Origin of the sequence: Paracoccus aestuarii, from assembly GCF_028553885.1 — a bacterium.
Lineage (GTDB): Bacteria > Pseudomonadota > Alphaproteobacteria > Rhodobacterales > Rhodobacteraceae > Paracoccus > Paracoccus aestuarii.
In genome coordinates this window covers 2,487,279-2,501,755 of sequence record NZ_CP067169.1, presented here as the reverse complement: position 1 = coordinate 2,501,755, position 14,477 = coordinate 2,487,279, and the positions used below count along the sequence as shown (strand labels likewise).

The following is a 14,477-nucleotide window of genomic DNA, read 5'->3' as shown; positions in this document are numbered from 1 at the left end:
GCCATGCAGGATCGCGAGGGTCGCATCGGTTACTGGGTCTCGGGGGTCGCGCATGGGTCGCTGATCCTCTGGGCGATCCTGGGCGGCGCGCTGTTCCGCCCCCAGGACAACCCGCCGGTGCGCACGACCCAGGTCTCGACCATCAGCGGGGCCGAGTTCGAGGCCCTGGCCGCCGCCGCCCGCGGAGCCGGCCCGGTGGGCGCGGATGCGACCGCGGTGGCCAGCCTGCCCGACCCCGTCGATCCGGTCGAGGACGGGGCCGCGCGCCCCGTCGATGCGGTTCCGCCCCGGCCCGGTGACGCCGCCGCGCTGGAACAGCCCGATCAGGGCGAGCTCGCCCCCGATCTGAGCGATCTGGAACCCGCGGCCCCGGTCGACGTAGCCACCGACCTGCCCGAGGCGACGCCCCCGCCGCCGCCGATCCCACCCCCGCCGCACCGCCGCAGCTGGCGCAGGAGGCTCCGGCCGCCCAGCCCGCGCAGCCGCGGCCCCCCACCCGACAGCGCCGCCCTGCCGGTCGCGCCGCGATCCGCCTTGGCGCTGGATGCCTCGCCGCGGCCGCTGGACCGCCCGGCGGGCCTGGTCGAGGCCTTCAACCGCCGCGTGGCCGAGGCCGCCGCCGCCGAGGCCGCGCGCCAGGCGGCCGCCGCCGCCGAAGCCGAGGAACAGCGCGCCGCAGCCGCCGCCGCCCGCGAGGCCGAGGAACGCCGCGCCGCCGAAGCCGCCGCCCGTGAGGCCGAGGAACGCCGCGCCGCCGAAGCCGCTACCCGCGAGGCCGAGGAACGCCGCGCCGCCGAAGCCGCCGCCCGCGAGGCCGAGGAACGCCGCGCCGCCGAAGCCGCCGCCCGCGAGGCCGAGGAACGCCGCGCCGCCGAGGCCGCCGCCCGCGAGGCCGAAGAACGCCGCGCCGCCGAGGCCGCCGCCCGCGAGGTCGAAGAACGCCGCGCCGCCGAAGCCGCCGCCCGCGAGGCCGAGGAACGCCGCGCCGCCGAAGCCGCCGCCCGTGAGGCCGAAGAACGCCGCGCCGCCGAAGCCGCCGCCCGTGAGGCCGAGGAACGCCGTGCCGCCGAGGCTGCCCGTCAAGCGGCCGAGCGCGAGGCCGCCGACCGGCAGGCGCTGGAGGATGCGCTGCGCGAAGCCCAAGGCGGCGCGGGGGGCACCGAGACCGCGTCGGGCGGCGACACGCCCGGCACCCCCTCGCAGACGATCGAGGGCGGCAGCGGCGCCTCGGCGGGCCTCGACCCGCTGGCCGCGGCGCTGGCCGGGGCGATGGCGGGGTCTGGCGCCTCGGATGATGGGGCCGCGGTGCCCTCGGGGCCGCCCACGGACATGATGCGCCTGACCCCTGCGCCGATCGACAGCTCGGTCCTGCCGGATCCGGGGCAGGGGGTGCCGATGGGCGATCCGCTGACCCTGTCGGAACGCGACGGGCTGCGCTTTGCCATCCAGAACTGCTGGAACGTGGGCGCGCTGTCGGTCGAGGCGGCGATGATGACCGTCTCGGTCGGTTTCACGCTGACGCCCGGCGGCGTGCCCGACCAGAACAGCCTGCGCCTGGCCGGATACCAGGGCGGCAGCGAGGCCGCGGCCCAGCAGGCCTTCGACGTCGCCCGCCGCGCGATCCTGATGTGCGGGCGCGACGGCTATCCGCTGCCCGCCTCCAAATACGGCCGCTGGCGCGATGTCGTGGTCGATTTCCGCCCCGACGGGGTCAGCTTCTGATGCCGGTTTGAAAAAGGGATGAGGACACCATGTTCCGTCGATTGATGATTGCCCCCGCCCTGGCCGTCCTGGCCCTGCTGCCCGCCGTCCCGGCCCTGGCCCAGGACGGGCCCCTGCGCATCGAGATCACCGATGGCGTGATCGAGCCCATGTCCATCGCCATCCCCGCCTTTCACGGCGATGCCGAGATCGCGGCCCGCGTCCGCCAGGTCGTGGCCGACAACCTGACCGGCACCGGCCTTTTCCGCGAGATCGCGCCCGAGGCCCATCCCGCCCGCCAGGCCAGCTTCACCGAGGCGGTCAGCTATGAGGATTGGCGCGCGGTGAACGCGCAGGCGCTGGTCTCGGCCGAGGTGCGGCAGATGGGGGACAGCATCTCGGTGCGGTTCCGGCTGTTCGACATCGTCTCGGGCCAGCCGCAGGGCGACGGGATGCAGTTAGACGCCCGCGCCGCCGACTGGCGCCGCGCGGCCCACAAGATCGCCGACCAGATCTATGTCCGCCTGACGGGCGAGCGGCCCTATTTCGACAGCCGCATCGCCTTCGTCCAGGAGACCGGCCCGAAAAGCGCCCGGATCAAGCGGATCGGGGTGATGGATTACGACGGCGCGAACATCCTGTGGATGACCGACAGCTCGTCGCTGGTTCTGGCGCCGAAATTCTCGCCCGACGGGCGGCGGCTGCTGTTCACCAGCTATGGCAGCGGCTTTCCCCAGATCCAGATCATGGATGTGGCCACCGTCAGCGCGCGGCCCCTGACCACCGATCCGAACGCCATGGCCTTTGCGCCGACCTTCAGCCCGGATGGCCGGTGGGTCGCCTATTCGCGCGAACAGGGCGGCAATACCGACATCTGGCTGATGGATGTGGCGACGGGCACGCAGCGGGCGCTGACCAATTCGCCGGCGATCGACACCTCGCCCGGCTTCAGCCCGGACGGGCGGCGCATCGTCTTCGAAAGCGACCGGTCGGGCACGCCGCAGCTCTATATCATGGGGCTGGACGGGGGCGAGCCCACGCGCATCAGCTTTGGCGAGGGGCGCTATGGCACGCCCGCCTGGTCGCCCAAGGGGGACCTGATCGCCTTCACCAAGCAGATCGGCGACCGTTTCCACATCGCCACGATGCGCACCGACGGGTCGGGCGAGCGGATGCTGACCGAATCCTTCCTGGACGAGGGGCCGACCTGGGCACCGAACGGGCGGGTCGTGATGTTCACGCGCGTCACCCCGGGGGGAACCGGCCAGCCGCGGCTGCATTCGGTGGACATCACCGGGCGGAACATGCGACCGATGAATCTGGATTTCGCCGCCTCGGACCCGTCCTGGGGTCCCTTGCTGCCATGAGGGGATGATGATGAACGCCGCGACAAAGCCCGTCCTGCTGGCCGCCCTGCTGGGGCTGGCCGCCTGTGCCCAGCCCGCGCCCCCGGCCCCGCCGGTCGTCGACCCCTATGCCAGCGTCGGCGGCGGCGCGGTGTTCCAGGGCGATCTGGCCGGCGGCACCCTGACCGCCGAGGCGACAGCCCAGTATTTCCAGACCACCGTGGGCGACACGGTGCTGTTTCCCGCCGACCAGACCACCCTGACCCCGGAGGCCCGGGCGGTCCTGGCGCGGCAGGCGGCATGGCTGACCCGGCATCCGGGCTTCACCGCCGTCGTCCAAGGCCATGCCGAGGAGACGGGCACCCGAGAATTCAACCTCGGGCTCGGCGCGCGCCGCGCCAGCGCGGTCCAGGAATACCTGGTCGCCAACGGCGTCGCGCCGAACCGCATCCGCACCCTGTCCTTTGGCAAGGAACGCCCTGCGGCGACCTGCTCGGACGAAAGCTGCTATGCCCAGAACCGCCGCACTGTCACCGTGGTGACCGAGGCCGCGCCCTCCCAATCCCCGGTGGCCCAGGTGCCGATGGCGCAGGCCCCGATCGCACAGGCCCCAATTGCTCAGGCCGGGGCCGGTCTGTGATGCGGCTGGCGCGGTCGCTGTCGCTGGCCTTGGCGCTGGCCCTGCCGGGGGCGGCGCTGGCCCAGGACGACGCCACCTTGGCGGATATGCGCGGCGAGGTCAGCCAGATCCGCAGCCAGCTGCAATCGCTGCGGGCGGAACTGGTCGCCTCGGGCTCCGCCGGGTTCCAGGCGGTGGGCGGCGCGGGCGCCATCGACCGCATGAACGCGATGGAGGCGCAGCTGATGCGCCTGACCAACCAGGCCGAACAGCTGCAGAACCGCATCAACCGCGTCATCGGCGACAATGAACGCCGCCTGGCCGATCTGGAATTCCGCTTGTGCGAATTGCAGCCGGGCTGCGATCTGTCGGCGCTGACCGTGCCCACGGCGCCCTCGGGGCTGCGGCCCGAACTGGCGCCATCGGCGCCGGCCGTGGCCTCGGACGGGGCGCCCGCCTCGACCGCGGCCGAACAGGCCGATTTCGACGCCGCCCGCGCGGTGATGGACAGCGGCGATCACGCCCGCGCCGCCCAGATGTTCGCCGAGGTGGCCGAGACCCATGCCGGCGGCCCCCTGACCGCCGAGGCGCTGTTCCTGCGCGGCCGGGCGCTGGACATGGCGGGCGATCCGCGCGCCGCTGCCGCCGCCTGGCTGGAGGGCTTCGCCGCCGATCCCGACGGCGCGCGCGCCGCCCCCAGCCTGCTGGGCATCGCCCGCGTGATCGAGGGGCAGGGCGACGCCACCGCCGCCTGTCTCTATCTGGCCGAGATCCCGGCGCGTTTCCCCGGCAGCCCCGAGGCCGCCGAGGCCGAGGGCGACATCCTGCGGCTTGGCTGCGGGACGGCGGATCTGGGGGCGCTGGACCCCCTGCTGGACCCCCTGCTGGACCCCGAGGCGGCGGCCGACCTGGCCGAACATCCGTGACGACCGACCCCGCGGCGCGCATCCGGGCCGCGCTGGACCGGCTGGCGGGCGACATGCCCGCGCTTGGGCTGGCGGTGTCGGGCGGCGGCGATTCCGTGGCGATGATGCATGTGGCCGCCGAATGGGCGCAGGGGCGGCGGCTGATGGTCGCCACCGTCGATCACGGGCTGCGCGAGGACAGCGCCGCCGAGGCCGAGGCCGTGGCCCGCGCCGCCCGCGATCTGGGCCTGTCCCATGCGGTCCTGCTGTGGCGGCGCGACACGCCGGTGGGCAATCTGATGGCCCAGGCCCGCGACGCGCGGCTGCGGCTGCTGTCGGGCTGGGCGCGGCGCAACGACCTGCCCGCCGTGGCCATCGGCCATACCGCCGACGACCTGGCCGAGACGCTGGTCATGCGGCTCGGGCGCGGCTCGGGGGTGGACGGGCTGTCGGCGATGACGGATTGGCGCGACGCCTTCGACATGCGCTGGCTGCGGCCCCTGCTGGGCTGCGGCCGGGCGGAACTGCGGTCCTGGCTGGGCGCGCGGGGCATCGGCTGGATCGACGATCCCAGCAATGACAATGCCGATTACGACCGGGTGCGCGCGCGTCAGGCCATCGCGGCGCTTGGGCTGGACGTGGGCGGGCTGGCCCGGTCCGCCCGCCACATCGCCGAGGCGCGCGACGCGCTGGCCAGCTATGCCGCGCTGGTGGCCGATGGCGCGCAGGTCGATCGCGGCAGCCTGACCCTGCCCGCCGCCGCCCTGCGCGAGGCCCCGCCCGAGATCCGCCGCCGCATCCTGGTCGCCGCCGTGCGGTGGGTGACGGGGGCCGATTACCCGCCGCGGCGGGCGGCGATGATGCATGCCCTCGGCGCGATGCTGGCCCAGGGGCGGGTGACCTTGGACGGCGCGATGCTGTCGCCCACCGGCGGCGGGCTGCGCATCACGCGCGAGGCGCAGGCCGCGCTCAGGACCGGGCCCACCCGCGCCCCGGTCTGGGACCGCCGCTGGCAGGTGGACGGGCTGGCCCCCGACCAGCATGTCGCCGCCTTGGGCACCGCGCCCCTGGGCCAGCTGCCATGGCGCGATTCGGGCCTGCTGCGCGACGAGGCCGCGGCCAGCCCCGGCATTTGGCGCGGCGCCGATCTGGTGGGGGCGCCGCTGCTGCGACCCGTGGCGGGCATCCGCCTTGCCCCCCTGCGGGGCGCGGCAGATTTCCGCAGCCTGGTGAAGGCGCATTGAACCTGCCGCGATAATCCCTATTTTCACCCTGACACTTTCCGGCCGGAGGACCCGATTTGGGCAATGCACGCAACTTCGCCTTCTGGGTGGTTCTTTTCCTGATGATCCTGGCGCTGTTCAATCTGTTCAGCGACGGATCGGGGGCGAATAACGGGCGCCAGATCAGCTATTCCGAATTCATTCAGCGCGTGCAGAACAATCAGGTCACCGCCGTCACGATCGACGGCGAGGACGTGACGATCACCGGCGCGGACGGGCAGCAATACGCCACCATCCGCCCGATGGGCGAGGATATCGCCGACCGCCTGATCCAGCAGGGCGTCGACGTGCGCGTCGTCCGCCAGCAGAGCAGCGGCTTCATGTCGCTGCTGGGCGTCTGGCTGCCCTTCATCCTGCTGATCGGGGTGTGGATCTTCTTCATGAACCGCATGCAGGGCGGCGGCAAGGGCGGCGCGATGGGCTTTGGCAAGTCGCGCGCCAAGCTGCTGACCGAAAAGCACGGCCGGGTGACCTTCGACGACGTGGCCGGCATCGACGAGGCCAAGGAGGAGCTGGAGGAGATCGTCGAATTCCTGCGCAACCCGCAGAAGTTCAGCCGCTTGGGCGGCAAGATCCCCAAGGGCGCGCTGCTGGTCGGCCCTCCGGGCACCGGCAAGACGCTGCTGGCCCGCGCCATCGCGGGCGAGGCGGGCGTGCCCTTCTTCACCATCTCGGGCTCGGACTTCGTCGAGATGTTCGTGGGCGTCGGCGCATCGCGCGTCCGCGACATGTTCGAGCAGGCCAAGAAATCCGCCCCCTGCATCCTGTTCATCGACGAGATCGACGCGGTGGGCCGTGCCCGCGGCGTGGGCATCGGCGGCGGCAATGACGAACGCGAGCAGACGCTGAACCAGCTGCTGGTGGAAATGGACGGCTTCGAGGCCAATGAAGGCATCATCATCGTCGCCGCCACCAACCGCAAGGACGTGCTGGACCCCGCGCTGCTGCGCCCGGGCCGCTTCGACCGCCAGATCCACGTGCCCAATCCCGACATCAAGGGGCGCGAAAAGATTCTCTCCGTCCATGCCCGCAAGGTGCCTGTCGGCCCGGATGTCGACCTGCGCCTGATTGCGCGCGGCACGCCGGGATTCTCGGGCGCCGATCTGATGAACCTGGTGAACGAGGCCGCGCTGATGGCCGCGCGCATCGGCCGCCGCTTCGTCAGCATGGCCGATTTCGAAAGCGCCAAGGACAAGGTGATGCTGGGCGTCGAGCGCCGCAGCCTGGTCCTGACGCCGGAGCAGAAGGAAAAGACCGCCTATCACGAGGCCGGCCACGCCATCGTCGGCCTGTCGCTGCCCAAATGCGACCCGGTCTACAAGGCGACGATCATCCCGCGCGGTGGTGCCTTGGGCATGGTCGTCAGCCTGCCCGAGATGGACCGGCTGAACTTCCACAAGGACGAGGCCAAGCAGAAGATCATCATGACCATGGCCGGCAAGGCCGCCGAGATCATCAAATACGGCGAGGAGGGTGTCAGCAACGGCCCGGCCGGCGACATCCAGCAGGCCAGCGCCCTGGCCCGTGCGATGGTGATGCGGTGGGGCATGTCCGACAAGGTCGGCGCCGTGGACTATGCCGAGGCGCATGAGGGCTACAACGGCAGCACCGGCGGCTTCTCGGTCTCGGCCGCGACCAAGGAGCTGATCGAGCAGGAGGTCCGCGACCTGATCGAGGACGGCTATCAGGAGGCCCGCCGCATCCTGATCGAGAAGGAGGCCGAGTTCGAGCGTCTGGCCAAGGGCCTGTTGGAATACGAGACCCTGACCGGCGAGGAGATCGGCCGCATCATCCGCGGCGAGAGCCTGGATGGCGGCGATGACGACACGCCCTCCAGCGTGATCCCCTCGGTCACCGCGATCCCCAAGGCGGGCAAGCCCCTGCCCGGCGGCGATCCCGCCCCCGCCTGATCCGACAAGGGCCCCGGTGTTGTTGCATCGGGGCCTTTTGTCCGGACATGTGCCGGCCCGCACAGCATCTTGCAGATGACGCAGCGTTGAAAACGTTGTCACATGGCGATCCCCATGTCATGCTGCGGGAAAGACTATTGTGCGATTGATTTGGGACTTGCAGGAAACGCAACAGTTGCGAACTGTGCAGTCTGCATCTAGACGGTGGATATGAGCGATAGTGCGGCACCAGACCCGTTTTCAGCCTTGGATTCGATGCTCTGCTTCGATGTCTACGGGGTGAATCTGGCCTTTGGACGGATCTACAAGCCGCTGCTTGATCCGCTCGGGCTGACCTATCCGCAATTCCTGGTCATGATGACGCTGTGGACCGATGACAGCCTGAGCGTGGGCGGCATCGGCGACAAGCTGGGGCTGGACAGCAGCACCCTGACCCCGCTGATCAAGCGGCTGGAACTGGCCAGCCTGGTCACCCGCCAGCGCGACAGCCGCGACGAGCGGCGCGTCATCGTGTCCCTGACCGAGAAGGGCCGCGCCCTGCAGGACAAGAGCGGCCATGTCCAGACCTGCGCCACCGGGGCCACCGGCCTGACCATGGCCCAGATCGCCGATCTGTCGTCCCGGCTGCGCAAGCTGCGGGAATCGCTGCGCCGGTCGGCCCGCGACTGATCGGGGACTTGCGGTTCAGCCCCTTGCGGTGCAAGGAACGGGCCCATGAGCCAGTTCGACGACATCCAAGACATGCCCCGCCTGCGCGCCCGGATCGACGCGCTGGACGCCCAGCTGATGGACCTGATGGCCGATCGCCACGCGCTGATCGATCGCGCCGCGGCGATCAAGGCCGGGATCGGCCTGCCCGCCCGCATCCCCGACCGCGTCGAGGAGGTCGTCGCCAACATCCGTCGCCATGCGCGGGATCGCGGGCTGGACCCCGACCTCTATGACGCGCTGTGGCGGATGCTGATCGAGGCCGCCATCGCCCAGGAGGAACGCCTTTTGAACAAGGACCTGCCATGACCGCCCATATCATCGACGGCAAGGCCTTTGCCGCCACGCTCCGCACCCGCCTGGCAGCCGAGGTCGCGGCCATGGCCGCGCGCGGCATCACGCCGGGCCTGGCGGTCGTGCTGGTGGGCGAGGATCCGGCCAGCCAGGTCTATGTCCGGTCCAAGGGCCGCATGACGCGCGAGATCGGCATGGCCTCCTTCGAGCATCGCCTGCCCGCGACCACCAGCCAGGCCGAGCTGCTGGCCCTGATCGCGCGGCTGAACGAGGATGCCGCGGTGAACGGCATCCTGGTCCAGCTGCCTTTGCCGCAGGGTCTGGACGAGGCCGCGGTGATCAACGCCATCCGCCCCGACAAGGACGTGGACGGGTTCCACATCCTGAACGTGGGCCGCCTGGCCACGGGGCAGAGCGCGATGGTCCCCTGCACCCCCCTGGGCTGCCTGATGCTGCTGCGCGACCATCTGGGGTCGCTGGCGGGGCGCCGCGCGGTGGTGCTGGGGCGCAGCAATATCGTGGGCAAGCCGATGGCCCAGCTGCTGCTGCGCGACAGCGCGACGGTGACCATCGCCCATTCGCGGACCCGCGACCTGCCGGATCTGTGCCGTCAGGCCGACATCCTGGTGGCCGCGGTGGGCCGCCCGCATTTCGTCCAAGGCGACTGGATCAGGCCCGGCGCCACGGTGATCGACGTGGGCATCAACCGGACCGATGACGGGCTGGTGGGGGATGTGGATTTCGACGCCGTGATGGCGGTGGCGGGGGCGATCACGCCGGTGCCGGGCGGGGTGGGGCCGATGACCATCGCCTGCCTGCTGGCCAATACGCTGACCGCGACGGCGCGCGCCAACGGCCTGCCCGATCCCGAGGGGCTGACCCCCTAGGCCGCGATCCGCGCCGCCAGCCGCAGCGCGTGGCTGGCATCCGTGGCCGCGGCAGGCAGGACCGGGTCATAGGCCGCGCGGATCAGCGCCGCCAGATCGGCCGAGGGCGCGATCTCGGTCGCGAAGGTCAGGGCGGATTGCATCATCAGGCGTTCGGCCAAGGCGGCGGGATGGGCCTCGGCCAGGGGGCCGTCCATCGACAGGAAGATCAGGCAGGCCCGGATCGCCCCGGCCTCGTCAAAGCGGAACAAGCGATACTGATCGGCCCCGTCCGCGCGCAGCCGCGCGGGCAGGTCGGGCATTCCCGTCAGCCGGTCCAGATCGGGCAGCCGCGCGAGGTCGTCCCAGTCCCGCGCAAAAAAGATCATCAGGTTCGCGCCGCTTTCGGGGTCGGCATCCGTCACCGGATGGCCCGCATGGGCATAGCCCGCCCGGATCGCCGCGCGAAAGATGTCCAGGCTGTCATCGGCCAGGCCAAAGATCACCGGCGCGACGGGCCGCCCCCACCGGGCGCAGAGGAAACCGCCCTCGGGGCGGGTGAACAGCGTCTGGATCATCTCGGCCTGCATCGGCGGCGCCCCCTTGTCGAAAGGGCCGCGCCCGCGGCCTTGGGTGGTGAATGGGGCGCGCGGGATGCCGCGCGCCCGGTCTTCAGGCGACGATGGTCGCTTGGGTGGCGGCGCGCAGCTCGTCCTCGGTCACGCCCTCGGCGGTCTCGACAATGCGCAACCCGCCCTCGACCACGTCCAGGACACCCAGATTGGTGATGATGCGGTCCACCACGCCCTTGCCGGTCAAAGGCAGGGTGCATTCGCGCAGCACCTTGCTGTCGCCGGCCTTGTTGGTGTGGTCCATGACCACGATCACGCGGCCCACGCCCGCGACCAGGTCCATCGCGCCGCCCATGCCCTTGACCAGCTTGCCGGGGATCATCCAGTTGGCCAGGTCGCCGTTCTCGGCCACCTCCATCGCGCCCAGGATCGCGGCCGCGATCTTGCCGCCGCGGATCATGCCGAAGCTGGTCGCGCTGTCGAAATAGGACGTGCGCGACAGTTCGGTGATGGTCTGCTTGCCCGCGTTGATCAGGTCGGGATCCTCCTCGCCCTCATAGGGGAAGGGGCCCATGCCCAGCATGCCGTTTTCCGACTGCAGGGTGATGTCCTTGTCGCCCACGTAATTCGCCACCAGCGTTGGGATGCCGATGCCGAGGTTCACGTACCAGCCGTCTTCCAGCTCCTGCGCGGCGCGGGCGGCCATCTGATTGCGGTCCCAAGGCATCACGCGGTCTCCTTCTTGCGGGTGGTGCGCTGCTCGATGCGCTTCTCGTGGCTGCCTTGGATGATCCGGTGGACATAGATGCCGGGCAGGTGGATGTGGTCGGGGTCCAGGCTGCCGCGTTCGACGATCTCCTCGACCTCGACGATGCAGATCTTGCCGCACATGGCGGCGGGCGGGTTGAAGTTGCGGGCCGTCTTGCGGAAGACCAGGTTGCCCGTGTCATCGGCCTTCCAGGCCTTGACGATCGAGATGTCGGCCACGATCCCGCGTTCCAGGATGTAATCCTGGCCGTCGAAGGACTTGACCTCCTTGCCCTCGGCGATGACGGTGCCCACGCCGGTCTTGGTGTAGAAGCCGGGGATGCCGCTGCCGCCCGCGCGCATGCGCTCGGCGAGGGTGCCTTGGGGGTTGAATTCCAGCTCCAGCTCGCCCGACAGGTATTGCCGCATGAATTCGGCATTCTCGCCGACATAGGAGCTGATCATCTTCTTGATCTGCCGCGTCTCCAGCAGCTTGCCCAGGCCGAACCCGTCCACGCCGCAATTGTTGCTGGCGATGGTCAGGTCCTTGACCCCTGTTTCGACCAGCGCATCGATCAGCAGTTCGGGGATGCCGCACAGACCGAACCCCCCCGCCGCGATGAACATTCCGTCATGCACGATGCCGTCCAGGGCATCGGCCGCGCTGTCATAGACCTTCTTCATCGGTCCTCCCCGTCCTCGGATGTCTGTCAGGGCCAAGTTGTGGCAAGCGGCCCCGACAGTGTCAATCGCATGGGCGGGGGCCGATCAACCGGCCTCCCCATCCGTATCAGCGGCCTTCCTGGCCGGGGCCTTCTTGGCGGAGGGCTTTTTCGCCGCCGGTTTCTTGGCGGCCGCCTTCTTGGCCGGGGCCTTCTTCGCGGGGGCCTTCTTGGCCTTGGAGGGCGATTTGGCGGCCTTGGCGGCGATCAGCTCCAGCGCCTGGTCCTGGGTCAGATCCTCGGGCGCCACGTCGCGGGGCAGGGTGGCATTGACCTTGGCCCATTTGACATAGGGGCCATAGCGGCCGCTCATGACCTGGATCGGGCCACCATCGGGATGCTCGCCCAGCTCGCGCAGCGGGGCGGCGGCGGTGCGGCCGCGGGTCTGCTTCTGGGCCAGCACCTCGACGGCGCGGTTCATGCCGATGGTGAAGACCTCGTCCACATCGGCGATGTTGGCGTATTTCGACCCGTGCTTCACATAGGGGCCGTAGCGGCCGATATTGGTCTCGATCGGCTGGCCGTCCTCGGGGTGCAGGCCGATCTGGCGCGGCAGGCCCAGCAGCATCAGCGCCTGCGACAGATCCAGATTGGCCGCGTCCCAGCCCTTGGGGATCGAGGCGCGGGGCGGTTTCGGCACCTCCTCGGTCGCCTCGCCGCGCTGGACATAGGGGCCGAAGCGCCCAGTCTTCAGGCTGATCTGGTCGCCCGCATCCTCGCCCAGCACGCGGTCGCCCACCGGCGCCTCGCCATCGGGTGCCGACAGCGGCCTTGTATAGCGGCATTCGGGATAGTTCGTGCAGCCGATGAAGGCCCCGCCCGAACGCGCGGTCTTCAGGTTCAGCCGCCCCGCCCCGCAAAGCGGGCATTCCCGCGGATCGCCTCCGTCGGCGCGCGGCGGATAGAGATGCGGCGCAAGCGCGTCGTCGATCGCGTCAAGAACCTCGGTGATGCGCAGTTCGGAGGTGCCCTCCAGCGCCTTTGAAAAATCCTTCCAGAACCGGCCCAGAACATCGCGCCAGACGCGTTCCCCGGCGCTGATCTCGTCCAGCTCCGTCTCCAGATCGGCGGTGAAGTCATAGCTGACATAGCGCGGGAAGTATTTCAGCAGAAAGATCGTGACCAGTCGGCCCTTGTCCTCGGGGATCAGGCGGTTCTTGTCCTTGCGGACGTAATCGCGGTCCTGGATCGTGGTGACGATGCTGGCATAGGTGGACGGGCGGCCGATCCCCAGCTCCTCCATGCGCTTGACCAAGGTGGCCTCGGTATAGCGGGGGGGCGGTTGGGTGAAATGCTGGCGCGAGGCGACGCGGGCGGCCTCGTCGGTCAACAGGCCGGGTGCGCCGCGCTGGCCCGCGGGGGCCGGGGCGGGATCGCCGCCCTTGTCATGGGCCTTGGCCAGTTCGGCGTCGAAGGCTGCGGGGACCAGGCGCGCGGCCTCGCCCTCGGTGATGGCGGGCAGGCGGGCGCTGTCCTCGCCCTCGTCATCGTCGCGGCCTTGGTCATAGACGCGCAGGAAGCCGTCGAACAGCATCACCTGACCGGTGGCACGCAGGCCCACCTGGCCGTCGGGGCTGGCGATCTCGACCGTGGTCCGCTCCATCCGGGCGGCCTCCATCTGGCTGGCGATGGTGCGCTTCCAGATCAGGTCATAGAGCTTGCGCTGGTCATCCGCGCTGACCTTCAGCCTGTCGGGCGACAGCATCATGTCGGTGGGGCGGATGCATTCATGCGCCTCCTGCGCGTTCTTGGCCTTGTTCTTGTACATGCGCGGCGATTTCGGCAGGTATTCTTCGCCGAAGCGGGCCTTGATGGCGTCGCGGGCCGACATCACCGCTTCGGGGGCCATGTCGATGCCGTCGGTCCGCATATAGGTGATCAGCCCGGCCTCATAGAGGCGCTGCGCCGCCGACATGCAGGCCTTGGCGCCCATGCCCATCTTGCGGCTGGCCTCCTGCTGCAGGGTCGAGGTCATGAAGGGCGGCCAGGGATTGCGGCTGGCGGGCTTGGCGGCGACGCTGGAAACCGTCAGATCGCGGCTGGCGACGGCGCTGACGGCCATCGCCGCCTGACCGGCATCGGCCAGATCGAAGCGGTCCAGCTTCTTGCCGGCCAGCTGGGTCAGGGTCGCGTCATATTCGTCGCCGCCGGGCGTGGCCAGGCGGGCATGGACGGACCAGTATTCGCGGGGCTTGAAGGCCTCGATCTCCATTTCCCGGTCGACGATCAGGCGCAGGCAGACCGATTGCACCCGGCCCGCCGATTTCGCGCCCGGCAGCTTGCGCCACAGGACCGGCGAGAGATTGAAGCCCACCAGATAATCCAGCGCCCGGCGCGCCAGATAGGCATCGACCAGCGGCTGGTCGATGCGGCGCGGCTTGGCGATGGCCTCGGTCACGGCGGTCTTGGTGATGGCGTTGAAGGTCACCCGGTCGACCTGCGCGCCCTTCTTCAGGGCGGGGGCCAAGGCCTCCAGCAGGTGCCAGCTGATCGCCTCGCCCTCGCGATCGGGGTCGGTGGCCAGGATCAGGTTCGGATCGTCCTTCAGCGCGTCCTTGATCGCCTTGAGGTGCTTCTTGCTGTCGGCCGCCACCTCCCATTTCATGTCGAAATCATTGTCGGTATCGACGCTGCCATCCTTGGGGGGCAGGTCGCGGACATGGCCGAAACTGGCCAGCACGCGATAGTCGCCGCCGAGATATTTCTCGATGGTCTTGGCCTTGGCCGGGGATTCGACGACGACGACGGGCATGATGACCTCGGACAGCTGCAATGGGGCGGCAAGATGGGTTCCGGGCGCGGCA

Annotated in this window: 13 protein-coding genes; 9 read left to right on the top strand and 4 right to left on the bottom strand. The window is 70.1% G+C overall.

The genetic code is table 11. The features are described 5' to 3' along the window. Positions 1 to 3: 3 nt before the first annotated feature. The 9 genes from JHW48_RS12735 to folD all read left to right on the top strand — a co-directional run bounded on the left by JHW48_RS12735 (position 4) and on the right by folD (position 9,653). Positions 4 to 1,722: a protein TolA gene (locus JHW48_RS12735; RefSeq protein WP_272835614.1), complete on the top strand. Its 1,719-nt coding sequence runs from the start codon at positions 4 to 6 to the stop codon at positions 1,720 to 1,722. Positions 1,723 to 1,751: 29 nt separating this feature from the next. Continuing rightward, the gene (gene tolB, locus JHW48_RS12730) at positions 1,752 to 3,068 is read left to right on the top strand and encodes a Tol-Pal system beta propeller repeat protein TolB (protein ID WP_119886694.1); all 1,317 of its coding nucleotides are present in this window, start codon (positions 1,752 to 1,754) and stop codon (positions 3,066 to 3,068) included. A gap of 10 nt (positions 3,069 to 3,078) precedes the next feature. After that, entirely contained in the window at positions 3,079 to 3,687 is a 609-nt protein-coding gene (locus JHW48_RS12725; protein ID WP_119886700.1) for an OmpA family protein, read from the top strand. After that, a complete protein-coding gene (locus tag JHW48_RS12720) occupies positions 3,687 to 4,592 on the top strand; it encodes a tol-pal system YbgF family protein (protein ID WP_119886695.1) in 906 nt (301 codons plus the stop codon). Before JHW48_RS12725 ends, JHW48_RS12720 begins: the two co-directional genes overlap by 1 nt. Continuing rightward, on the top strand, positions 4,589 to 5,815 hold the full coding sequence (gene tilS / locus JHW48_RS12715) for a tRNA lysidine(34) synthetase TilS (protein ID WP_240637882.1): 1,227 nt from the start codon (positions 4,589 to 4,591) through the stop codon (positions 5,813 to 5,815). The genes JHW48_RS12720 and tilS overlap by 4 nt, the downstream gene beginning before the upstream one ends. Positions 5,816 to 5,871: 56 nt before the next feature. Further along, positions 5,872 to 7,764 (top strand): ATP-dependent zinc metalloprotease FtsH, encoded by a 1,893-nt coding sequence (gene ftsH / locus JHW48_RS12710; RefSeq protein WP_119886696.1) that lies wholly within the window; start codon positions 5,872 to 5,874, stop codon positions 7,762 to 7,764. A 255-nt stretch (positions 7,765 to 8,019) separates the two neighbouring features. Beyond that, a complete protein-coding gene (locus JHW48_RS12705; RefSeq protein ID WP_240637883.1) occupies positions 8,020 to 8,433 on the top strand; it encodes a MarR family winged helix-turn-helix transcriptional regulator in 414 nt (137 codons plus the stop codon). Between the two features lie 45 nt (positions 8,434 to 8,478). Next, on the top strand, positions 8,479 to 8,781 hold the full coding sequence (locus JHW48_RS12700) for a chorismate mutase (RefSeq protein ID WP_240637884.1): 303 nt from the start codon (positions 8,479 to 8,481) through the stop codon (positions 8,779 to 8,781). Next, on the top strand, positions 8,778 to 9,653 hold the full coding sequence (folD, locus tag JHW48_RS12695) for a bifunctional methylenetetrahydrofolate dehydrogenase/methenyltetrahydrofolate cyclohydrolase FolD (RefSeq protein WP_272835613.1): 876 nt from the start codon (positions 8,778 to 8,780) through the stop codon (positions 9,651 to 9,653). Before JHW48_RS12700 ends, folD begins: the two co-directional genes overlap by 4 nt. Here folD and JHW48_RS12690 read toward each other — a convergent pair. The 4 genes from JHW48_RS12690 to topA form a co-directional block, all read right to left on the bottom strand. Continuing rightward, a complete protein-coding gene (locus JHW48_RS12690; protein WP_240637982.1) occupies positions 9,650 to 10,210 on the bottom strand; it encodes a hypothetical protein in 561 nt (186 codons plus the stop codon). The genes folD and JHW48_RS12690 overlap by 4 nt on opposite strands. A gap of 94 nt (positions 10,211 to 10,304) precedes the next feature. Then, positions 10,305 to 10,931: a CoA transferase subunit B gene (locus JHW48_RS12685; protein WP_119887814.1), complete on the bottom strand. Its 627-nt coding sequence runs from the start codon at positions 10,929 to 10,931 to the stop codon at positions 10,305 to 10,307. After that, positions 10,931 to 11,635, bottom strand: coding sequence for a CoA transferase subunit A (locus JHW48_RS12680; protein WP_119887813.1), 705 nt, complete (start codon positions 11,633 to 11,635; stop codon positions 10,931 to 10,933). Before JHW48_RS12680 ends, JHW48_RS12685 begins: the two co-directional genes overlap by 1 nt. Before the next feature lie 84 nt (positions 11,636 to 11,719). Continuing rightward, positions 11,720 to 14,425 (bottom strand): type I DNA topoisomerase, encoded by a 2,706-nt coding sequence (gene topA / locus JHW48_RS12675; protein ID WP_119887816.1) that lies wholly within the window; start codon positions 14,423 to 14,425, stop codon positions 11,720 to 11,722. Between the last annotated feature and the right edge of the window lie 52 nt (positions 14,426 to 14,477).

What these genes read in the sequence shown, in the direction of transcription:
- JHW48_RS12735 (WP_272835614.1), top strand. Translation starts at nt 4, where the DNA reads ATGCAGGATCGCGAGGGTCGCATCGGTTACTGGGTCTCGGGGGTCGCG.
- tolB (WP_119886694.1), top strand. Translation starts at nt 1,752, where the DNA reads ATGTTCCGTCGATTGATGATTGCCCCCGCCCTGGCCGTCCTGGCCCTG.
- JHW48_RS12725 (WP_119886700.1), top strand. Translation starts at nt 3,079, where the DNA reads ATGAACGCCGCGACAAAGCCCGTCCTGCTGGCCGCCCTGCTGGGGCTG.
- JHW48_RS12720 (WP_119886695.1), top strand. Translation starts at nt 3,687, where the DNA reads ATGCGGCTGGCGCGGTCGCTGTCGCTGGCCTTGGCGCTGGCCCTGCCG.
- JHW48_RS12705 (WP_240637883.1), top strand. Translation starts at nt 8,020, where the DNA reads ATGCTCTGCTTCGATGTCTACGGGGTGAATCTGGCCTTTGGACGGATC.
- JHW48_RS12700 (WP_240637884.1), top strand. Translation starts at nt 8,479, where the DNA reads ATGAGCCAGTTCGACGACATCCAAGACATGCCCCGCCTGCGCGCCCGG.
- folD (WP_272835613.1), top strand. Translation starts at nt 8,778, where the DNA reads ATGACCGCCCATATCATCGACGGCAAGGCCTTTGCCGCCACGCTCCGC.
- JHW48_RS12690 (WP_240637982.1), bottom strand. Translation starts at nt 10,210, where the DNA reads ATGATCCAGACGCTGTTCACCCGCCCCGAGGGCGGTTTCCTCTGCGCC.
- JHW48_RS12685 (WP_119887814.1), bottom strand. Translation starts at nt 10,931, where the DNA reads ATGCCTTGGGACCGCAATCAGATGGCCGCCCGCGCCGCGCAGGAGCTG.
- JHW48_RS12680 (WP_119887813.1), bottom strand. Translation starts at nt 11,635, where the DNA reads ATGAAGAAGGTCTATGACAGCGCGGCCGATGCCCTGGACGGCATCGTG.
- topA (WP_119887816.1), bottom strand. Translation starts at nt 14,425, where the DNA reads ATGCCCGTCGTCGTCGTCGAATCCCCGGCCAAGGCCAAGACCATCGAG.